14 protein-coding genes are annotated in these 21287 nt (G+C 55.6%); 1 reads left to right on the top strand and 13 read right to left on the bottom strand.

From position 1 onward, the window contains the following. Positions 1-2: 2 nt before the first annotated feature. The 10 genes from PSK12I2_RS0103660 to PSK12I2_RS0103620 form a co-directional block, all read right to left on the bottom strand. Entirely contained in the window at positions 3-1322 is a 1320-nt protein-coding gene (locus PSK12I2_RS0103660) for an HlyD family type I secretion periplasmic adaptor subunit (RefSeq protein ID WP_027597344.1), read from the bottom strand. After that, a complete protein-coding gene (locus PSK12I2_RS23630; RefSeq protein WP_037007500.1) occupies positions 1319-3085 on the bottom strand; it encodes a type I secretion system permease/ATPase in 1767 nt (588 codons plus the stop codon). Before PSK12I2_RS23630 ends, PSK12I2_RS0103660 begins: the two co-directional genes overlap by 4 nt. Before the next feature lie 25 nt (positions 3086-3110). After that, positions 3111-4463, bottom strand: a complete 1353-nt coding sequence (locus PSK12I2_RS24490; protein WP_081347953.1) for a DUF4214 domain-containing protein — start codon at positions 4461-4463, stop codon at positions 3111-3113. A gap of 11 nt (positions 4464-4474) precedes the next feature. Further along, positions 4475-6697 carry a glycosyltransferase gene (locus PSK12I2_RS24485; RefSeq protein ID WP_084222059.1) on the bottom strand — a complete coding sequence of 741 codons (2223 nt, stop codon included), beginning with the start codon at positions 6695-6697 and terminating at the stop codon, positions 4475-4477. An 11-nt stretch (positions 6698-6708) separates the two neighbouring features. Next, a complete protein-coding gene (locus PSK12I2_RS24790) occupies positions 6709-7947 on the bottom strand; it encodes a hypothetical protein (RefSeq protein ID WP_156930118.1) in 1239 nt (412 codons plus the stop codon). A 1-nt stretch (position 7948) separates the two neighbouring features. Further along, on the bottom strand, positions 7949-9763 hold the full coding sequence (locus PSK12I2_RS24480; protein ID WP_084222058.1) for a glycosyltransferase: 1815 nt from the start codon (positions 9761-9763) through the stop codon (positions 7949-7951). Then, the gene (locus PSK12I2_RS23620; RefSeq protein ID WP_051398675.1) at positions 9760-12147 is read right to left on the bottom strand and encodes a glycosyltransferase; all 2388 of its coding nucleotides are present in this window, start codon (positions 12145-12147) and stop codon (positions 9760-9762) included. Before PSK12I2_RS23620 ends, PSK12I2_RS24480 begins: the two co-directional genes overlap by 4 nt. Further along, positions 12140-14638, bottom strand: a complete 2499-nt coding sequence (locus PSK12I2_RS24475; RefSeq protein WP_177324634.1) for a glycosyltransferase family 2 protein — start codon at positions 14636-14638, stop codon at positions 12140-12142. Before PSK12I2_RS24475 ends, PSK12I2_RS23620 begins: the two co-directional genes overlap by 8 nt. Positions 14639-14743: 105 nt before the next feature. Continuing rightward, complete coding sequence (locus PSK12I2_RS23610; RefSeq protein ID WP_051398670.1) at positions 14744-15856, bottom strand: DUF4214 domain-containing protein; 1113 nt, start codon at positions 15854-15856, stop codon at positions 14744-14746. A gap of 24 nt (positions 15857-15880) precedes the next feature. Then, positions 15881-16765 carry a cell wall-binding repeat 2 family protein gene (locus PSK12I2_RS0103620; protein WP_256203942.1) on the bottom strand — a complete coding sequence of 295 codons (885 nt, stop codon included), beginning with the start codon at positions 16763-16765 and terminating at the stop codon, positions 15881-15883. A gap of 322 nt (positions 16766-17087) precedes the next feature. Here PSK12I2_RS0103620 and PSK12I2_RS0103615 point away from each other — a divergent pair, with 322 nt between their 5' ends. Continuing rightward, entirely contained in the window at positions 17088-18194 is a 1107-nt protein-coding gene (locus PSK12I2_RS0103615; RefSeq protein ID WP_027597339.1) for a glycosyltransferase, read from the top strand. Between the two features lie 8 nt (positions 18195-18202). Here PSK12I2_RS0103615 and PSK12I2_RS0103610 read toward each other — a convergent pair whose 3' ends face one another. The 3 genes from PSK12I2_RS0103610 to gmd are packed head-to-tail and all read right to left on the bottom strand — an operon-like array spanning position 18203 to position 21287. Next, a complete protein-coding gene (locus PSK12I2_RS0103610) occupies positions 18203-19339 on the bottom strand; it encodes a glycosyltransferase family 1 protein (protein WP_027597338.1) in 1137 nt (378 codons plus the stop codon). A gap of 5 nt (positions 19340-19344) precedes the next feature. Next, positions 19345-20241, bottom strand: a complete 897-nt coding sequence (locus PSK12I2_RS0103605) for an NAD-dependent epimerase/dehydratase family protein (RefSeq protein ID WP_027597337.1) — start codon at positions 20239-20241, stop codon at positions 19345-19347. 14 nt (positions 20242-20255) lie between these two features. Further along, entirely contained in the window at positions 20256-21287 is a 1032-nt protein-coding gene (gmd, locus tag PSK12I2_RS0103600) for a GDP-mannose 4,6-dehydratase (protein WP_007159973.1), read from the bottom strand.

Genomic DNA, 21287 nt, shown 5'->3' with positions numbered 1-21287 from the left:
CTCTACTCCTCGATCATCGAGCGAGCCATGGCATTGCGCGCTGGCTTGAGCAGGTATTGCAGCATGGTGCGCGAACCGGTGTTGATCAGCACGTCGGCAGGCATGCCTGCCACTAGCTCCCGATGCCCGAGATCCTTCTTGCCCTGTTCGGTCAGCTTTACCCGGCCCAGGTAGTAAGGCGTGCCATCACGTTCATTGGTGATGCGGTCGGCCGACACATAGACCAGTTCGCCCTCGATGATGGGCGTGGTGGCATTGCTGAAGGCACTGAAACGAACCTCGGCCTTGGTCCCCAGTTCTACCCGGTCGATGTCCTTGGGTTCGATATGCACCTCGACGATGAGCTTGGCCGCATCCGGCACGATATCGAGCAGATTGGTGCCGGATTGCACGACGCCCCCGATGGTATGCACCGCCAGGTTCATCACCATGCCGCTGACCGGTGCCTTGACCTCGGTCCGGTTGTACTTGTCCTGCAATGCCCCTACCCGTTCACGAGCCTCATAAATTCGCGACTGGGTATCAGCCAGACGACTCGCCACGTCAGATTTGAATTTCTGGGTAGTCTGCAGGATCTGCAGCCGCGTCTCACCGATCTGGACCTTGGCCCGGGCGATAGCCGAACGCTGATCGGCGATCTCTGCCTGCAGACGGGAGAGATTGCGCTCCTGGTCACGAAGACGCTCGTTGCTGACAAAACCCTCTTTTAACAAGCCGGTGAGATCCTTGATCTCGCTGGCATAGGATTTCGTCAGGCTCTCCTTGCTGGCGATGACCTCGTTGTAACCCCGAATCTGCTGTTCGAGCTCTGCGGCGCGATTCTTCAAAACGTCGATCTCACCGCGGCGTGCATTGCGGCCTGCTATGAAGATTTGCCGTTCACTGGCGCGCGCCTCTTGGACCCGCTTATCCGCGGTGGGAAAGTCACTCGCGCCAAAGGTGATGTCATTAACGTCGTCACGCTCGGCGATGAGCCGGGCCTCCTGCGCCTGGGCGGCGATCAGCTGACCACGGGTCGCCTCCAGTTCCGAACCCGCCTGGGTGCTGTCCAGAACGATCAGCACGTCCCCGGCCTTGACGTCGTCGCCGTCGTGCACCCGCACCTCGCGGACGATACCGCCTTCCAGGTGTTGGACTGACTTGCGGTAGCTGTCTACCGCCACCACGCCTGTGGCGAAGGCCGCGCTATTGAGCGGCGCCAGTGCTGCCCAGCCGCCGCCAATACCGAACACGGCAAAGAGAATGATGAAGCCCAACCGACGCACAGGTGCATCATTGACCTTCAGGCCCGCGGCCTCGGCTTCCATGTAGACGTCTTTCATGCGGGCGCTCCTCCTGCACTACCAGGCTTGGGCGGCAAGGGGGTAACCGAACCTGGATTAGCCACTGGCTGCGGACCACCGGACTGCTGCGCCTTGAGCTGAGCCAGTACCTGATCACGGGCTCCGGACATCACGATCTGGCCTTCGCTCAGTACCAGAAGGTTATCCACATAGGCCAGGGCGCTGACCCTGTGGGTAATGATGAAGAGCGTAGTGCCCTTCTGCTTCAGCTTTATAAGAGCCTCGCCCAGCGCGCGCTCACCGACGTCGTCCAGATTGGAGTTCGGCTCATCAAGGATGACCAGTTTCGGATCGCCGTATATGGCACGCGCTAGTCCGATACGCTGACGCTGCCCACCCGATAAAGCACCGCCATGGGCACCGATGACGGTGTCATAGCCTTGGGGCAAGCGGAGGATCATTTCGTGGACACCCGCGATCTGGGCAGCCTCAACCACCTTTGCCGCATCCACCTCACCGAAGCGCGCGATATTGTCACCTATAGAACCCTCGAAAAGCTCGATGTCCTGAGGCAGGTAACCGAGGTATGGACCTACCGCTGCTCGATCAAGGTGGAACATGTCTGCCCCATCCAAGCGCACTTTTCCGCTCTGAGCAGGCCAGATTCCAAGGAGCGCCCGTGCCAAGGTAGATTTACCGGCAGCGCTCGCGCCTAGGACACCAACAGAAGCGCCGGGAGGGGCTCGAAAACTAATCCCTTTGAGTACAGGAAGATGAGCGCCGGGAGGCGTAACCACCAGTTGTTCAACAGAAAGATCTCCAGTCGGAGCAGGTAAAGACATCCGCTCGGGCTCTGCTGGAATCTGCTTCAATACCTCGTTCAATCGAGCATATTGTCCACGTGCATTAACGAAGCCTTTCCAGTTTGCAATCATTTGATCAATAGGCGCGAGTGCCCGACCAATCAGCAGAGAGGCAGCTGTCATGAGTCCAGGCGTGATCTCGTTGTTGATGACAAGATAAGCACCCAGTCCAAGCACAAATGATTGCAGGAGTATTCGCCAAGTACGCGATATATTAGAAATCGCTCCACCCATCTCGCTTGCCCTGCCCTGCAGAGCAAGCGTCTTGTAATTTCTCACCTTCCATTTTTTGGTCAGGTTAGGAAGCATTCCCATGGCCGACAGGACTTCAGAATTACGCAGCGCCATTCCTACCAAGCTCAAAGCAGCGCTGTTCTCTTTATTTGCCTCAGATAGCCTTTTTGCTGTAGCGCGTTCATTTGCAAAAGCAAGAGCAGTTGCTACTAATGCGCCACCGACTGTCAACATCCCAAACCACGGATGGAAAAAAAACATGATGCCGATATATATAGGCATCCACGGAGCGTCAAAAAAGGCAAAAACACCACTGCCGGTTAAAAACTGACGCAGCCCTGTTAAATCTCCCATAGGCTGGGCAGAAGTCCCTGTACTACCGGTGTACAGCGACTGCTTAAAACTAGCCCCTAATACGCGCTCGCCAAGCAACAGGTCTAACTTAGTTGATATCCTCACCATTATGCGAGAACGAATCCACTCTAAAGCCCCGTAGGTCGCCATCAACACAGATATCAGGATTGTAAGCATTAAAAGCGTAGTAACGCTCCGACTACTAACAACCCTATCATAAACCTCCAGCATATAAAAAGATGGAGCCAGGAGCAAAATATTTATAAACAAACTAAAGAAACCTGCTGCCAGGAAGCTTGATCTACAAGCCTCCAAAGCCAGTTGCAGGTCCGTTTTTGTGATGACCTTCATTTGAGATGAAAACCCCTCAGATCAATTATTTCTTATAAACTAAAAGCCGGACAACCCTAAGACTTGCATTATTGTTAAGCGTAATCAATCTCGGCTCTACAAAGGTATTGTTCGCATCGACTTGAAAGGTAGTGCGAAAGCTGGCGGACCCCGAAAGGTCGGAGTGATAAAGCTTGTGGAATCCAAAATCGGAAACCACATCTACAGCATAAGCAGACCAATCTGCTGCCTCTATCTCTAAATCAAGAACATAAGTTCCGGGCGCCAGATCCAGTTTCATACCATAGAGCAAAAACCCCGGATCACTTCGCATGATAGAGGTATTTTCTTGATTGAACATACCTTCAACGACTACACCTTCCCCAAGGAAAAACTCATTGCTTTTCGACAAATAGGCAACAACATACTGCTTTTCACTAGCGGATTTCATACAGGAAACTCTGTTGACGTTTAAGGAAGCATTCTCGCCTGGACATTCTCTATAATAAGAGGCAAAGGGTAAGCTATCGGAGTTTTCATAATGGCTATCATCACCGGCTACTATCCTGCTATCGATATCGACATAGTGTTCCCTGTCCATCGAGAAAAACTCATCGCTATTTGACAAGTTATCCCAAGCTTCCTCAAGGGAGAGACCACCCTCAATTGCAGAGCAGTAATCTTTCAAACCCTTCTCATCTGGCATGCGTCCGAGCACCATCATATACAGCTCTGATACGACAGTTGCTGTATCGACATGATCTGCGCTATCAATTACTGGCACGCCACCTTTTGAAAAATATCTAACCTCGCTACCAGACATCCAAGACTTTATTCGATCAGCCGAGGTCAGAAAGCCACTTCCCAGGGCTCCATTATTTCTTGCCAAACATATAAATAATTCTCGCCTTTGCTCCTCTGAAACCGAGAGCAATTTATGACGAAAGACTTTCCAGAAACGTTGAGATCCGCCCCCCGGCAAAATCTCTTTTATCAGCTCCCGGCATCCCTCGAACTCTTCCAGATTCGCAGCAACTATCTTAAACCACAAATTAGACGCACTATTCTTTTCCAAATCCTGTTCGTCACCTGCCAAAATCTCAAAGGCAGATTTTCCGGGAAAAGCCAGGATTTTTCCCTCATCGTAAAAATAGAGGCTTAACGGAGCCTTAACATTTAACAAGCTAGACGTGAGTTCCAAACGAAATCCATACTTCCCATCGGCGATTCCGAGCGACAAGAGGTCGGGACGAAACTCCGTACAGGTAGCTTTCCCCAATACCTGCTCTCCCTGGACAACCACCACGTCAATTCGTTTTTTTGGAGAGTCCGCGTCATATAGCCAACCCGCGATCAGATCTGAATTTACGGTATCAACAAAACCTGAGTATTTAGCCATAAGACGTTCCACTAGCAATAAGCATCAATGACATTCGAGTAGAAGCTTCCAATGCGTTCAAAGGAGTTTGCATGTGCAAAAGACTTGATAGCATCATTCAAACGTCTTGAAGAGTCACTTATCGAAGACGCTTCCAAGACCTTACTTGCTAGCGTATAGATAGATTGAGGATCTATACGAGGAATGACACCTTCAAATTCATCGAACATACTTGCTGTGGAACAGATTATTGGAATTTCAGCGCGGATCGCGACTCTGATAGCTCCGCTCGCCGACTCAGGAACCTCCGCGTAGGGAAAAACCGCCACATCGGAATCAGCCAACTCCGCTATGACTGTATCTAACGAATTGAATCTAGTGTCCAGTTGGATTTTATCTTCAAGCGATAGTGCTCTGATGATCGCTTTGAGCCGAAGCAAGTAATCATAACTCGAGCGCTCCTTCTTGACGCTAATCAGCATTTTTGCTCGGCACGCGACCCCTATCGAATTCAATAGTGAGACCAGATAGAGGACAACCTCAAAGTTCTTGTGCGGCAAGCAAAATCCAAAAGTAGATAGTACTATCTCTTTATTATCCCTACTCTGTCTAGCCTCAAGGCCCCGAGCACTCGCTGCTATTCCATGAGGTACTCTTATTACATCTTCAAACCCAGCCGCCTTGAGACGACCAAAGTCCACTTTGCTGTGTGCAATCGACAGTGATATATAAGAGCTCTCTATCAAGGAAAGATCCACCTCAGCGGGTATTCCATGAAACTCTAGAATCAGCTTTTTATTTGCATAATGAAGCGCCATAGAGATGTCATTAATATCTGCAACCGAGAAGAAGCCGAAGTGGTGTTGCAACACAACCACGTCACTCGCTCTTTCCAAAAGCGATGTTATAAGCGCTTTAATGCCTTTACTATGGCGATACCATACGGGAATAATGTCGACAGCGCCTTCCTTTGCAATAAGGCAAGCAGGCGACGATTGATCTTCATCTAATGCAACAACCCGCTCACAAAATACGTTCCTGATTCTTTCTGCCATTGAAGAGGCTGCCAGAAGCTCTTGGCTGTAAGTAGCGATACCGCACTCGACCCCCCAAGTCGAAATGACGGAAATATCACGTACTACCTTAGCCTTCTTCTTTTTGCCAAAGGACTTTTCCAACCCATTCTTGAGCTGGACTATCGTTGAACGCCAAGTCAAAGATTTAGCAGTTTCTATACCGGCGGCTGCCAATTTTTCCAATGCAATCGGAGAGGACTTTTGGACACGCCGCATTCCTCGCCTCAAGCTCATGACATCAGGCTCTGCAACCATAGAGCCTGGAAAAGAAACGTGAGATATAGACTGAATCAGCGAATAGTCTACGAGCACCGAATTTCCGTGATTACAATAATCCATATGCCCCGAAAAGCCCGTCACTATAACCGGCGTTCCATAAAGCATGGACTCTGCAGCAGGAAGTAGAAACCCCTCGCCACGAGTTGGAAACACGGTGCAATCTGCAGATAGGTAAAGCCTTGCGAGGTCCCCACTATCCAACGAATCATAGATTATCGTTATCTTTGACCTTACCGAAGGTTTCAAGCCATCTACGAATTCATCGAGCCATCCATTGTGCGGATTTCTAAACGTTTTAATGATGAGCTCTGCACCATTGTCTTCGGAGAATTCATCATTAAAGGCATTGAGCAGTGCGTCGACCCCTTTCCGCCAGAAGCAGGACGAAATATGAAGAAATTGAAATTTGTCTTTGCTCTTTTTATCGAACCTATCTAATTTGGAGTAGCTGGCAAGGTGATCCACGCCCTCCCCAACGACGAAGACCGGAACGGTCAGTCCTCCGACCAGCAGCGCGTCTTCAGTGAATTTGCTGGCAACGGCAACGAAATCGAAATCCCTGTTGAACTTATCGACTATTTCAAAAGGAACTACAGTCTCTTCCCAAGCCCAACATATTGCTCCAACCAGAGGGGCCTTCCGATCAACGTGTACTGGCCAATCATTAAAAAGGTGCAAATCGAAATCATTGCTGGATGACTGGGAAAAAACTTTATCACTCAAACCAGCCTTGATGACTTCACTGTCAGCAGCGATCTTTTCAAAAACCTCGTTCGAGGAGGTTATGTATACCTCATAGCCTTCCTGCAGCAGGGCTACAGCGATGCTTCTATTAACGATTGCAAGGCTATAGTCACCACAAAAAGACCCTTCTAGGAGGACTCTCTCAATTTTTTTCATGTCTATTCCAATTAGAACACTGGCTTGAGGAAAACTTCTTCAACGCCCACTGAAAGACTTCTATCATCACCAGCGATGTCGCATTCTGCAGGAGATATATGATTTTTTGTAAGGATAACAATACTATTGTCCTTTGCCGCTGCAGGAAAGGTCAGCAGGCATCTTTCATTACTCAGGAAGCCGTCAAAAACGGCTTCACCGTTTAGTAAGACTTCAATATGCTGTTCATACTCAGGATTTGGTTTGAACACCGCAAGCATGATGTTGACATGCACATCAAAATCACGTCCGTGATCAAGGAGCTGGAAACCAAGCGTGTGGACGGGACCTATGCCCCAAACGCCCCACTCCTCCAGGTAGGACCATCCATAGAATAGATATCTCTCAAGTTCTACTCCCGCTACTCTACTGAGATAATGCATGGGAAAGAAAAGATGACCTTTGCATTGACTAGCCGAATAATCTAAGAGCTTTTTTTGATACCAAGAATCGAATAGATACTCAGGCATTATGCTTTCATCACATGCCGCCAATTCAAAATTGTTATTATTTCTTTGCAAAGCGCAGTCAAATGTCGAAAGATTCGAATTATTGAACCCTAGATCCGCTATTGAAAGCACGGGAGCGCACAGCGCCTCGAAAAGCACATCTAGTAAATTCAGCTTCTTAAAGGTATAGGCCACATTATGCCCGCCTCTTACCCAGTAAGAAGTGAACGGAAGCCGCGCAACATGCAGTGTATCTTCGTAATCATCGATCGAGAATAGAACGATATATTCGACACCTGCGGCCGCTGGAAAATAGTCCAACAACTCCGGATTTTCAACCGCATTTACGATTTCGATGTTACGAATGTCGAAATCGGTCGAGAGAGTTGATCTGGGCGAGATTGCGACAACCCTATCCGCTTTGACATACTTCGCCAACCTTAAAACCCCAGCTCCTCCCATGCTTGAGCCTAAAAGGGTAATTCGTGACTCTGTATTGTCTGGAATAAGGTCCTGTATAAAATCCACCAAGTCCATCCAGCCATGGGGATTTGTATACCACGACCGACTATTATCCTTTACATAGACAAATGAATGATTAAAAAAAGGCTTACCTACACCTTGAAAGTCAAACTCAGGGTCTTTGGAAAAATCGCTGCCAATTCCTGCAAGAATTATTACTACGGAGCTTACATTTTCATTCAATCTGAGCTTAACTTGATAGGCGCCTAACATTAGCTCTGCGTCATTATCAAGTGCCATATCAAACGTATCCTAACTCAGCCAACCTATCATAGTACTTTCGCCCGATTTCTTTTAGGCCGAACAAGTCGTCATACTCCGAAATGTCGTGCTTTTCGAAATACCTACCTTCATTTTTTAGGTAAACCTGCCGCATTGCCTGAGCCGCGATCTCAACCTCAGGATCTGCCCATCGTTGGCCAACAGCTTCGACGTACTCGTCCGAACCCACTGAAATCATTTTGTACGGGATCAGGTAAGCACCTTCACCAATACAAAAATCCCTGTTTCCCCCATAATTGGTAGCTATAACGTCCATTCCCAACAAAAGCGCCTCAGCAATTCCTCGACCAAAGCCCTCTGCTCTATGAAGGGAAACAAAGCAGTTGCACGCGTTATATAGTGAAACCACCTCTTCCTTAGCAAGAACAGCGTCTATTATCTTAATTCGCTTATCTTCTTTAGCTGCAGCGACTATCTGATCCCAGACAGGACCTTGTGTAGCTCTCATTGCTTTTATTACGAGAAAAACTTGCTTATGCTCCTCCTTAAAGGCGGATATAAAAGCATTCAACACAGCGGCTGGGTTCTTCCTATATGCCGAAGAGTTACCATCGAACGAAAAAATAAATATAAAACTATCGAGAGGCAGCTTGAATTTTTCTCTAGAATCCACCACGGATGGGAGATTTGCATTAATCCATACCGCCATAGGCATGTGCTTTACCGGCACTGCGGAAACTGGATCAATAGCCCAAAAAGTATGCTGGCTCGAACACCAAATTTCATCAACTAGGCAAAAGGTATGCGTCCAGTTTCCAGGCCACGAACTCAGCTCCCAAGGCCAATAACCTATATTGTATCGACCTGAGAAGAGTCGTCTCCCCTGCTCTAAGAAAACCCGAAGCATCTCAAGCGCCGTTAGGCAGATGATGTTTACCGCATACTTTGGCTCGTCGCTAACCCATGCCTCCAGGCTCCGGTCGCCCTGACTTATCTCCTGTCCTGGCCTCACATTCACGATTACGAAAGGAATATCACGCTCGATGAGACAACGGGCCGCCATTCTCACATCTTCGCCGATGCCCAACTCACCATAGGCGTAACCTATGAGATTTACGCCACCAACCAGACTTCTGCTTTCTTCCGCCTTTTCTTCATAGGCCGGCCATGCAGTAGGTCTTGCCTTCAAGATATTAGACAGGCCTGCTTCCACTATTCCGCAGTTGTAGATCCAAGAGCGGTAGGCTAACAAACCTTCTTTATCACCTAGATCAAAAGCAGAACGTATGTCTAGCCTGACTGAATATATGAGCTGAGAGAAGATTGTCTTCTCTATCTGATCAGTATGGAAAAGAACTCTCTTTTGCCAAGCCGGTACATCCTTCGCGGTCATGCCGATATCCGCCAGCCCACCGCCGACAAAAAACCATGCCAGCGCCTTTAGCTGATCATCTTCAGTGGCTAGCCTGCTATCTATATTTAAGTCTGGCCTCCCCGCTATTACGAGTTGCAGCATCCGGGAAATCCCGGCTGACCACCTGGTTCTAGGGAGGCTTGCTGGTACAGATAGGTCTCGCCAGTACTGGGAAAACTCACGTAGCGCTTGATATTCTCTGCGGCCGTGCACTACACACCAGCCCAAAAAACCTAGACGCGAATCAGTACTTTCCAATGAAATCCCTGGGAAACTCTTTTCGCGCAACTGCAATATCGCAAGGTGTATATGGTAAAACTTAGAAATCCCGGCCACCCCTAGTTCAGGAATCTCGTCGTAATAATAATGGGTAGCTGATACGAAACTATTTGGCTCCTCGAAGTATTGGGAGAAGTTCATCTACCCTCCCCCAAAGCACCGCCGTTCATGGATGAGAAACTCATGCCGGCGTAAGTACCCAATGCCCAGTCCGCGTTTAGAGACGGATGATAGGCAGGGTCATACCTGTATGACCTCCCCCAGCGCGACAGCAGGAGATTTTGTTCTCTCTTGGATCGCGCAGCCTTGTCCGCCGTGGAGTCCTTCCCCCGACTCGCCGATTCCGCATGGATCAACTCGGCGAACGGCGTCCAGAGGATCTTCAGGCCCAGCTCATTGATGCGCAGGCACATGTCCACATCGTTGAAGGCGACGGGGTGGCGTACCTCGTCCATGCCCTCGATCTGCAGATAAAGGTCGCGGCGCAGAATCAAGCAGGCGGTGGTGCAGGCGCTCTGACGACGAGCAAGATGGTTGAAGCCCAGATAGCCGGGATCGTTGCGCAGCCAGTTGTTGCCCGTATGGGCGGCCAGGCCGTTGATGCCGATGACGACACCGGCGTGCTGGACCATATCGTTCTTCCACAGCAGCTTGGCGCCTACAGCTCCAACATCAGGTCGTACGACCAGACTCATCATTTCCTTGAGCCAGTCGGGATGCAGGATCTCGATGTCGTTGTTGACCAGCCCTATGTATTCCCCCGTGGCGAACTCGGCACCGACATTGTTCAGGGTGGCGTAGTTGAAGGGATAGGGGTGCGGCAGGATGCGTACACCGCGGGTCTTGAGTTCGTCGAAGTACTCCAGGGTCTGGGGATCGCTGGTCTGGTTGTCGACGATGATGAGTTCCAGATCCGGGTAGTCGGTCTGGGTCAGCAGACCTTCCATGCAGGCATGCAGGAGATTGTAGGCATCCCGGGTAGGGATGATCAGGCTGACCTTGGGCAGTCGCTCGGGCAATGGCCAGTGGGTGCGTAGCGCACCGGGCAATTTGGACTGGCGGCTCAGACGGGTACCGGGACGCAGCTTGTTCACCAGCCAGGTCAAGCGCTCCAGACGCTGCGGCTTGCCGGCATCGCAGGCGGCCGGCGTTGCGGGACTGTTGGCACTGCGATGGCTGAGCACCTGGGTCACGCGGGTGACACCCAGGTTATCTTGCTCGGTGGCCAGGATAAGGGCGGCGAGTACACCTTCGTGATCGCGTGGCAGCTCGGGCGCTGCGTTCAGCAGTCGGACGGCGCGCTGGATGATGTCGCGGCCAAACAGGGCGCCGGCGGTAAAGAGATCGGCGCCCAGGTAGAGGTCCAGATCCCAGCTCGGTTTGAACCAGGGGTTGCTACGTAGGCCATCCGCTCCGTCCTGATCGCTATCAGCGAAAGCCCAGGCCGCTTGCTTGCCTGCCTCTTTCGGTTGCAGAGCCAGCGCCAGTTGATCGAGGGCGTGGGGCAGCAGGCGGCTGTCCAGTGGCTGGAGCAGCACGGCTTCGGCCCCCTCCTCCAGTAGCAGCTGCAAGGAGGTAGACACATCAGCGGGATCGGCGACGGCCTGCGTGAAAGGTCGCAGGCGTTGTTGGCTCAGGCTGTCCAGGCACGCCTGCCGCTCGGTTTCATCGGCGTCCCCATGGAGCAGCACGGCGATCCGGCTACCGGTCACGGCTTCTGGATACTGAGGTGCGCGCTGGTAATGAGCGAACCACTGAGGATAGTGGCCGAAGCCGGCACTACGCGGGCAGCGCTGATCGTAATCGCGCGCCAGGCGAATGAGCAGGTCGCGGGGTGCCGGATCGGCCTGCTCCGGCCAGTGAGCGGCTACCAGTGCGCCGAGCCCATCGGTGTGGCAACAGACGGTGATGGGGCTACCCTGCAAGGGGCGGCCCTGATCGTCTTCGATATGCACTTCGCGACGCTCGCCGTCCCCGAATTGCCAAGGCAGCTCCAAGCTGTAGCCATGATCGGCATCGGCGCGATAGATGAGGGCGGGATGGTGCAGATCGGCCAGGCAACGGGCGACGATCTGATCGCCCAGGCGCGCCCTCACCTCGACGTGACGCCCCGGGGTAGCGTCATCCCAGACCCAGCCGCCCACGGCCAGACCACCGCCATACCAGACCTGACTGCCCGGTACCTGAGCCTCGGCCTTGCGCGGCTTCTCGTTGGGCAGCTCCAGGGGTTCACCGATCCACGGGCCTTCGTTGGCCAACCGCACGGCGATACGCCGAGCTCCACTGAGCCAGGCCGGCTGCAGCTGGAGAGCGAAGCCATGAAAGCCGTCACCGGCCAGCGGATCGTGCTGATAGGTATCCGCCCGTACCAAGGCTACGGAAGCCCCATCGATGACGACCTCCAGTGCCAGACGCAGATCGGGCTGCGCAGGATCGAAGGCCCAGCCCTCCAGTACATTGCCGTGAAGGCCTTGGATCTGACCTTGCACAGTGACCAGGGCGGGAGCTTGAGAGAGTTCAGTCATGGAGAAACCTGTCGGGAAGGGCGTCGCCTAGCAGGGCATTCAGGGGCGCGGGCAGCAGACTGAGGGGATGGGCGCCCGCTTCGGTCGCGACCGCACCTGCGGGTGCATAGAGGGGCAAAGCGGTATGCCGGGCAATCTGAGGGGCAAACCAGGCGCTGGCCGGTGCGGCCTCGAGACTCAAAGCCAGGGTACAGCCAGCCAGGGCAGGTATCCGGGACCGGGAGACACCGGGTAGCTCGATCAAGGGGCTGACATTACCGCTGGCGAGCAGGCTCTTTTCCCAGTGCGTGCGCTCGAGAAGCAGGAACCGGCAGGCCAGGCCCTGCCGCCGGGTCAGGCGAACCAGCTGCAACCAGGCCTGGGCCAGGCGTGGATCAGCCAGGGAATCGGCGATCAGGATATTGCCCAGGCGTTGGGCTGGTGGTTGGTCGAGCGACGCAAAAGGTGCGCCCGCCGCCACAGGGACCTGGGAATTGCTCATCAGCAACGCGGTGGCGAGCGCGGCGAAGGTCACACGCTGCTCGCCGGCCGCCTCGCGGAAGCCAGTGACCGGGGAGCAGGTACCAGCGACCGGATCAATCAGGCGATAGGGTACGCCGATCCGTGCGGCCAGGGTCTGCAGCAAGGTGGGACAGCGCTCCGGCTGAATGTAGTCCAGAGCGCTCGGCCGCAACCGCTGCAGGTCTGTGATCAGCTGCTCCAAATCTTCGGGTAGACGATAGTCCAAGAGCACCGGCAACCCCTGGCCATGAACCTGAAGGCTGACCTCCAGCTCGGCATCCGTCTGCCGAAAGGCCAGTACAAAGGCAGGCCCGTCGCCGCCCAGCGCCGTAAGAAGATCCAGTCGATCAATTGCGATGATGGCTGCGCCAGTTTTGGCTGTCGCCAGCTGTGCGCCGAGCTCAGCAAGTCGCTCGCGCTGCAGGCGCTGGCGGTAGGGCTTGAGCGGATCGTGACGATAGAAGCGCTCGAAGGCGCGCTCTGCACCAGGATAGCGCTGGCGGAGAATGGCGTTGTTGAAGGCCACCCGCTCGAGCTTTTCCGCACCAAAGGAAACACCGCCCCGATGCGCAACGAAGGCCCGCTGTGCTGCCACGTGCCGCCAGCCCTGGGCCTTGGCCCTCAGGCACCAATCGGTTTCTTCGCCATAACCTCGCTTGAGCTGGATCTCGTCAAGCAGGCCGACCTGCTCCAGTGCGCGACGCTTGATGTAGAAGCAGAAGCCACAACCCACCTCGATCTCGGGCGGCGCCGACAGGTCGCTGGCTGCCTGGCGATGCAGGGCACGCTGTTCGTCCAGCGTGGGCATGACGTGGCTCTTGCGGCTTTCCGGAAAGCTGAGCAGCTCGCCGTTGTTGCTGAAAGGGGTGGCAGTGGCTACATCGGCTGCGGAATAGGCTGCCTCGCGCAACCTGTCAAGCCAGTCATCGCAGACGCGCGCATCAGCATTCAACCACACCACATCACGCCCGGGATGCAGCGCCATACCTCGATTCATGTTGCGGATGAAGCCCAGGTTGGCCGGACTGCGATGGAGCTCGATTCGACCCGCCTCGGCCAGTTCGCGCAGCGCCTGACTCAACTCAGGTTCGGGACTTTCGTCGTCCAGCACCACCACATTCATCGGGGTCCGGTTGGCGTCCAGGCTATCGAGCACGCCGTGGATACAGGCGAGCGATGCCTCACGCCCGCGGTAGATGGGAATGAGCACATCCACGAGCGGTTCGATGGACGCTACCGGTGTTTCAACTGGGATAGGCCGCAAGGGCTCGACGGCCGCCAGGGGACTGCCCAGAACCTCGCTGCCATCCGCCCAGCCCAGGCGCACACGCCCGAGGGGAGCAGGCAAACGGATGCGAATGCCACCATGACGCCCTCCATTGACTGACTTGGCCAGCAATGGACTGGGCAGGTTGGCAACGAGGGTCTGTTGGCGATCACCCAGTTTCAAGGTGAGCTTGACCGGGGTTTGCGGATGACGGGTATCCAGCGCCCAACCCCGAATTTCCTGGCTGGCCGGATCGAATTCGACGTGTCCCCAGCGCCGTGGCGACAGTTGCTGCAACAGCACGGCCAGTTCATCGGCGCTATTGACGTAGGGCAACTGCTCGACCAGTTGCGCGGGTTTGACGCCCGGTAGCGCGATGAGCGCACGCAAACGCAATAGCCGAACCGCGGGAGTATTACGGGCAGGATTGGCCGGGTCGGCGAGAAAATCGTAGGCGGCTTGGGGCTCGCCCTTTTGCAGAAGCACATGAGCGAGCAACGCAGCCGTTTCGCCCTGCCGGGCCAGACTGGTATTGGCTTCGGCCAAGGCCAGGAAAGCCTGATCCAGCGCGCCTCTATTGAGCGCCGCAAGACCGGCGGAGACCAGTGCTACTGGGCGCTGGTCGGGAATCTGAAGTGCCAGTTCGAGACGACGTTGAGCCTCTTCTGGCTGTCCGGCCTGGAGCAGAGCCTGATAGTGCTCCATGAGTGTCGATTGGCTCATGGGCATCGGTCTCCGCGAAAAGCCAGGTGGATCAGAGTACTACCGTTTTAAAAAAGACTTCCGGCCCTAAGGCCGGAAGTCTTGTCTCAGGTCAGCGAAGCGCTGTTAGACCTGACCGGTGACCACGATGACGCCGGTGTCGTGGTTCTGAGCTTCCACGGAACCCACGATGCCTACGGCAACGTCTGCACGGGTGTGGCCGGTAGCCAGCTGCTGAGCCCAGTACACCAGACCATCGGTGTCCGCAGCACGACCCAGGGCGCCTTGGTAGAGGCTCTGGATGAAGGCACCGTCGCTCAGCGGAGTGGTGTGAGCAGTGTTGTACTCAACCGAGTTCAGGAACTGATTGGCGATGCTGGTGGTGCTTACACCAGCCTGAGCCTGACCGACCCAGAACTGAGTACCCGAAGCGTCTGCATCGCGGCCGAGAACAGCTTCGTACAGACGGATGGCGGTAGCTTCGCTCTGGTTGCTAACGATGGCCAGGGTGTCGTTGCCGGTGACGCTGGCGACGAACTGAACGTTGGTCAGAGTTGCTTGACCGCTGGTAGCACTGTTCAGCACAACGCTGCCGTTGGAGACGGAAACGGTGTAGTTGGCCAGGTTGCTGACGTTGACGACGTCATAGCCGGAGCCGCCGTTGATGGTGTCGATGCCGTTGCCAGCGTAGATCACATCGTTGCCGGCACCAGTGTTGACGGTGTTGGTACCGCCGTTCAGGACTACGGTGTCATTGCCACCAGCGGTGGTGATGGTGTCGTTGCCTGCGCCAGCATCAACGTGGGTGTTGACGTTGTCGGTGATGGTGATGGTGTCGTTGCCCGAGCCGCTTACGACGACGCGAGTGGCAGCAGTGCCTTCAACGGCGGCAGTCGGAGTCACGGCAGCGGAGTTGCCGATGGTCGCGGTGACGTTGGCCGAGGTATTGAAGAGAATGGCCGAACTGTTGGCGACAACCGAAGGAATGGTGACGGTCACGTTGGAACCGGCAGCACCCAGATCGCTGAAGAACACGACTTCAGGAGCAACGACCTGGCCGGTGGTGGGGTCGAAGTTCACCGACAGATTGGTACCAGTCGAGGTGGCAACCGGCAGGGTGGTAGCGGTATCCAGCTTCAGAATGGTCGAAATGGCATCGACGGTGCTGCTGCTCAGAGCGGTGTTGGAGGTCAGGGTGGTGTTCAGAGCAGAAGCGGTAATGGCGGCATCGTATTGCATGAAAAGAATCTCCTAGGTCGCGCGTCAGTTCGTGACTTGCGCGGAATGAAGCGGGGCTTGGGTGAGATCTTCCCTGGGAGACTGGTAGCGGGCAGCGTTCATCTCGATGCGGGGGGTGATCGATACATGTAGAGCAACTAGCTTGGCCTGCCCTTGTTGGGCAGTAACTTCCTGGCCGTCCACGAGGTCCTGCGGAGGGCATCCGGCAAAGACCGCCTGGGCGTCCAGAACGTATTCGGCGCGGCGCGGCCCGACCAGAGCCATGGCCACCGCGGTGATGGGCGCGCGCTTGCCGCGCGAACCCGAAAAATTGCCGCTTAGAACGGCGGGCTGCAGGACATCTGCGACCTTGCAGCTGTAGGCAACGTCCACGCCCTGAGGCTTGTTTGGCCAGACGATGGCGAAACCCTCCAGACGGGCTTCTTGTTCGACATTACCGACCCATTCGCTGGCCGTGACATCGCCTTGGGCCTGAACATGGCCGATCAGCTTGAGCACTATAGGATTGCCGTTACGCTCGACCCGTGCGGCGGTCGCCAGAGCCTTGCTGGCCACGACCGGAGCATTGCGCTGCTGTTCGGAGCGAATGATGTCAGCGGAGGTATCGATCCGATCGACACGCAGATCGACTTGGCGCACCGGGAGGTCGGCACGCTGGTATTCGGTGATAAGCAGGGTTCCGGCGCCGTTCTTGACGCGCACGATCAGCGTGTCGCCAAGACGGGAAAGGGTATTGCGGACGACCGTTTCGCCAGGAAAGAAGTCGACCGAGCTCTTGCCGATGGGGGCAGGCTGGAGACTGATAAGGCAAGGCTCCTCGGCGATCTCCTGGGATGCGTATCGAACGATATACATACCGGGCTCGAGGGTGAGCAGCCGAGTCTTGAAGGTGAAGGGTGAATCGTCCATTTGATCCATAATGCCCGTGACCGATTTCCTTAACAGCCCCGGACAGATGCATCCGAGCCTTGGTCAAGTGCTAACCCTATCACACTTCTTATGTGACGGCGCCAGCTTCTTGACGAGGTCAGAATAGAAGAATTTCATTAAATCTCAACGTCAAATCGCAGACGAGCACTACCGTTCGGTAGAAAAGTTCAATGGCTTTGATAGCAAAAAGCCATAAAAAAGGGTGCACCGGCCCACAAGTCTGGAAGCCCTAGCACCAGAACGCGAAACTGCATACTAGACACCTGTGCTAGGGTGCGTTTCTTTTGAGCTCAGATCGATCGTGCGCATTCTGCATGTCTTCAAGACCTATCTACCTGACACCCATGGCGGAATCGAACACGTCATTCGCCAGATGTGCCTGGCTACGAGGGGCTTTGGAATCGATCACCGAATTCTGACGCTCAGCAAGCATCCTGCCCCGGAGTGCCTGGAGGTGGATGGCATTCCTGTCCGTCGCGTCAAACAGGATGTCGACCTGGCTTCTACGGGTCTCTCCTTGACCGCTTTTCGAGCCTTCTCCGAGGAGGCCCGCGCTGCCGACCTGGTGCATTTTCATTTTCCCTGGCCGTTCATGGACGTCTTGCAGCTGTTGACGCGACCCGGCAAACCCTATGTGGTGAGCTATCACTCGGACATCGTCAAGCAACGCCATCTGCTCAAGCTGTATACGCCCCTGATGCAACGCTTCCTTAGCAAAGCGACCTGCGTCATCGCGGCCACCGAACCCTATCGCCAGTCCAGTCCGACCCTGCAGCGTCTAGGTACGAAGGTCCGGGTGATTCCCTATGGCCTCGATCCTGCCAGCTATCCGGAGGCTGATCCGCAGCGGCTCGCGAGCTGGCGCCAGCGCCTCGGACCGCGCTATCTGCTGTTTGTAGGGGTGTTGCGCTATTACAAAGGTCTGCATCTGCTGCTCGAAGCGCTTCAGGGGCTGGATTACCCCCTGGCGATCGTGGGTGCCGGGCCGGAAGGTGACGCGCTACGAGCGCAATGCGAGCGGCTGGGCCTCAGAAATTGCCATTTCCTGGGACGCCAGAGCGAAGAAGATCTGGCAGCGCTCTACGCAGGTTGCGAGAGCTTCGTTTTCCCTTCGCATCTGCGCTCCGAAGCCTTTGGCATGGCGCTGCTGGAAGCAGCCATGTACGGCAAACCCATGCTCAGTTGCGAGATCGGCTCGGGCATGAGCGAGATCAACCTCAACGGGCAGACAGGGATCGGCGTGCCACCGGAGCCTGCGGCTTTGCGCGAGGGACTGATGACACTGTGGGAGGATGCCGAGCTACGATCCCGGTACGGTCAAGCAGCCCGGGCACGCTTCGAGACGCATTTTCGCAGCGAGGTCATGGCCAGCAAGCTTATCGAGGTCTATCGCGAGGCCCTGGCCTGAGTGGCAGCCTAGCGACCTTGCAGGGCGAGGCGATATACCTCTAGCGTCCGAGCAGCGCAGGCATCCCAGGTGTAGTCGCGAGCGCGACGCTCGCCCTCTTCCACTCGCTGGCTAACAGCCAAGGGATCGTCGAGGACTTCTAGCATGGCCTGGGTTATGGCCTTGGAGTCGCGTGGATCAGCCTGCAGCGCTGCCTCGCCGACCACTTCCGGCAAGGAAGTGGTGTTGGAACAGATCACGGGGCAACGCGCGGCGAAGGCTTCGATAGCCGGTAGTCCGAAGCCTTCGAACAACGACATGAACACCAGGGCCGCCGCACTCTGCAGCAAGGCGATGACTTCATCCTGGGGCAGATACTCCAGCCATTTGCCTTCGCCCCTGGCCTCCAGCGCACGCAGTTCTTCGACCAGAGTCTCGGCACGCCAGCCATTGCGTCCGACGACGACCAGGGGATGCCGCTTGCGCAGCTCCTCGGGTAGCTGGGCATGAGCCGCAAGGACAGCCGCAAGGTTCTTGCGCGGCTGCAGGGTGCCGACAAAGAGGAAGAAGCCTGGCTCCAGGCCATGCTTGTGCAGTGCCTCCTGGCGCGCGGCGTCGGATTGCCGGCTGAAGTAGTGCCCGTCCACGCCGAGTGGCGTGACATGGACCCGGTCTTCGCTAATGCCCAGCAGCCTGACGATATCTCTCTTGCTGTACTCCGAGATGGTGATGACCTGATCTGCCCAACCTACGCTCTGGTTGAACAGCCAGTTCTTCAATCTGCGCAGCTTGAGCGTGACCCACTCGGGATGGATCTGCGGAATCAGATCCATCACGCTAGCCACCATCGCCACATTCTTGAGCCGAGGGATGTGATGATCAGGCGCATGGAAGATGTCGACTTCGCTCGCCAGTCGCTGGTCAACCTTGTGATCAGCGCCAAGCAGCGCGTTCTTCAGGGCGAACTTGGGAAAGTGCGGCGTCAGACTCGCAGCTACACCACAACTCAGGGTCGGCGTATCCACGCCGAAGGTGTAGGGCCTGACCTGAACGTCCGGGCACGCCTCAAGTGCTTGGGACAGCGACTGAGTATAGATACCGATCCCATCGAGATGTCCCTTGGTCGTCCCGGAAGACCATACCGTCGTCCCCAGCCCAACCTTCAACGTCGTCAACGACTACCTCCCAAGGATACGTACAGATCCTCGAGGGTCTGCTCCAGCGAAATCAGCGCTCTATCTCCTACGATCTCGCGCAGGCGTACATCGCTGCCACGGAGCGTTGGAATCTCGTTAGCCCGAACGAAAGCCGGATTGACCCGGACCTCTATCGAGTAACCGGCAATACGCTCCATCATCTCGATGATGGTGCGTAGCGCCGTTGCCCTGCCCGAGCAGACATTGACGGGACTGGAGCGATGGTCGCTGTCGAGCAGCCCTAGGTAAGCCTGCGCAAGGTCACGAACATCGGAGAAGTCCCGACTCACGTCCAGATTACCCAGCTCGATCACGCGTTCGCCGCGGGCAAAATGGCCCACGATCTTGGGGATGAGAAAGCGCTCGTCCTGGCCAGGCCCGGTGTAGTTGAATGGCCGAGCGACGACGATGGGCAGACGGTCGTACCAGGTAGCGACCATATGTTCCATGGCCAGTTTGCTGCAGGCGTAGTGATTGACCGGCGCCGGACAGACGGACTCGTCGATCACTTCGATGCCCGGAGTCCCATAGATGTTGGCGCTACTGGCAATCAGCACCCGCTGAGGTTGACGCTCCAGGGCGCCCAGCGCCTCAAGCAAATTCAAGGTGCCGAACAGGTTCACCCGGTAAAAGGCTTCCTGATCGGCATGCCCGACAAAGGCCAGCGCCGCCAGATGGACGACCCAGTCCGGTTGCGCCTGACCTACGGCAGCGATGACCGCTGCCTTGTCGGTGAGATCGCATGCCAGGGTGACATCCGCATCGGTAGTGCCACTACCGAATCCGACTACCTTGAATCCCCGCGCATTGAGCGCCTGGATCAGATAGCGTCCCGTAAAACCCGATGCGCCTGTGACCAGAGCGGTTGGCATGCCTATCCCCTTAGTTAGAACGAAAAGCCTTGTTCGTTGCGACGCAGGTCAGCCTCGACCATCATCTGGCAGAGCTGCTCCAGGGTGGTCTTGGGCTCCCAACCCAGCTCGCGCTTGGCTTTCTCGGGATTGCCGATCAGCAGATCCACTTCAGCGGGACGGTGGAATTTCGGATTCACGGCCACGACCTTCTTGCCGCTACGGGTGCAATAACCTTCTTCCTTGTCGCCTTCGCCCTTCCACTCAAGCTGGATATCCACGGCCTTGGCCGCCAGGCTGACGAAGTCACGCACGGTCTCGGTGCGGTTGGTGGCCAGTACATAGGTGTCCGGCTTGTCGGCCTGCAGCATGCGCCACATGCCCTCGACGTATTCCTTGGCGAAGCCCCAGTCGCGCTTGGCGTCGAGGTTGCCCAGCTCCAGTACGTCCAGCTTGCCCAGCTTGATCTTGGCGATGCTGTCGGTGATCTTGCGGGTCACGAACTCGCGGCCGCGCAGCGGGGATTCGTGGTTGAAGAGAATGCCGCTGGTGCCGAAGATGCCGTAGGACTCGCGGTAGTTGATGGTCATCCAGTGGGCATAGAGCTTGGCCACGCCGTAGGGGCTGCGCGGATAGAAAGGCGTGCTCTCGATCTGCGGAATCGCCTGGACCTTACCGAACATCTCCGAAGTGGATGCCTGATAGAAGCGGATCTTCGGATTGACGATGCGGATGGCTTCGAGCAGGTTCACCGGACCGACGCCGGTGATTTCAGCAGTGGTTACCGGCTGATCGAAGGACACGCCCACGAAGCTCTGAGCAGCAAGGTTGTACACCTCGGTCGCTTCGGTGGTCTGCAGCAGGCGAATGCTGGCGGACAGATCGGTCAGGTCGTACTCGACCAGGTGCAGGTTGGGATGACCAGCGACACCCACTTCCTCAATGCGCCAGAAGTTGACCGAACTGGTACGGCGATAGGTACCGTAGACGGTATAGCCTTTCTCCAGCAGCAGTTGGGCCAGGTAGGCGCCGTCCTGGCCGGTGATGCCGGTGATAATAGCTTTCAT

It is taken from the genome of Pseudomonas sp. MOIL14HWK12:I2, assembly GCF_000510745.1.
Taxonomy (GTDB): domain Bacteria; phylum Pseudomonadota; class Gammaproteobacteria; order Pseudomonadales; family Pseudomonadaceae; genus Chryseomonas; species Chryseomonas oryzihabitans.
This window is presented reverse-complemented; position numbering and strand designations above follow the sequence as displayed.

Excerpts from the sequence above, each read along its gene's own strand:
- PSK12I2_RS0103660 (WP_027597344.1), bottom strand. The coding sequence starts at position 1,322 with ATGAAAGACGTCTACATGGAAGCCGAGGCCGCGGGCCTGAAGGTCAAT.
- PSK12I2_RS23630 (WP_037007500.1), bottom strand. The coding sequence starts at position 3,085 with ATGAAGGTCATCACAAAAACGGACCTGCAACTGGCTTTGGAGGCTTGT.
- PSK12I2_RS24490 (WP_081347953.1), bottom strand. The coding sequence starts at position 4,463 with ATGGCTAAATACTCAGGTTTTGTTGATACCGTAAATTCAGATCTGATC.
- PSK12I2_RS24485 (WP_084222059.1), bottom strand. The coding sequence starts at position 6,697 with ATGAAAAAAATTGAGAGAGTCCTCCTAGAAGGGTCTTTTTGTGGTGAC.
- PSK12I2_RS24790 (WP_156930118.1), bottom strand. The coding sequence starts at position 7,947 with ATGGCACTTGATAATGACGCAGAGCTAATGTTAGGCGCCTATCAAGTT.
- PSK12I2_RS24480 (WP_084222058.1), bottom strand. The coding sequence starts at position 9,763 with ATGAACTTCTCCCAATACTTCGAGGAGCCAAATAGTTTCGTATCAGCT.
- PSK12I2_RS23620 (WP_051398675.1), bottom strand. The coding sequence starts at position 12,147 with ATGACTGAACTCTCTCAAGCTCCCGCCCTGGTCACTGTGCAAGGTCAG.
- PSK12I2_RS24475 (WP_177324634.1), bottom strand. The coding sequence starts at position 14,638 with ATGAGCCAATCGACACTCATGGAGCACTATCAGGCTCTGCTCCAGGCC.
- PSK12I2_RS23610 (WP_051398670.1), bottom strand. The coding sequence starts at position 15,856 with ATGCAATACGATGCCGCCATTACCGCTTCTGCTCTGAACACCACCCTG.
- PSK12I2_RS0103620 (WP_256203942.1), bottom strand. The coding sequence starts at position 16,765 with ATGGACGATTCACCCTTCACCTTCAAGACTCGGCTGCTCACCCTCGAG.
- PSK12I2_RS0103605 (WP_027597337.1), bottom strand. The coding sequence starts at position 20,241 with ATGCCAACCGCTCTGGTCACAGGCGCATCGGGTTTTACGGGACGCTAT.
- gmd (WP_007159973.1), bottom strand. The coding sequence starts at position 21,287 with ATGAAAGCTATTATCACCGGCATCACCGGCCAGGACGGCGCCTACCTG.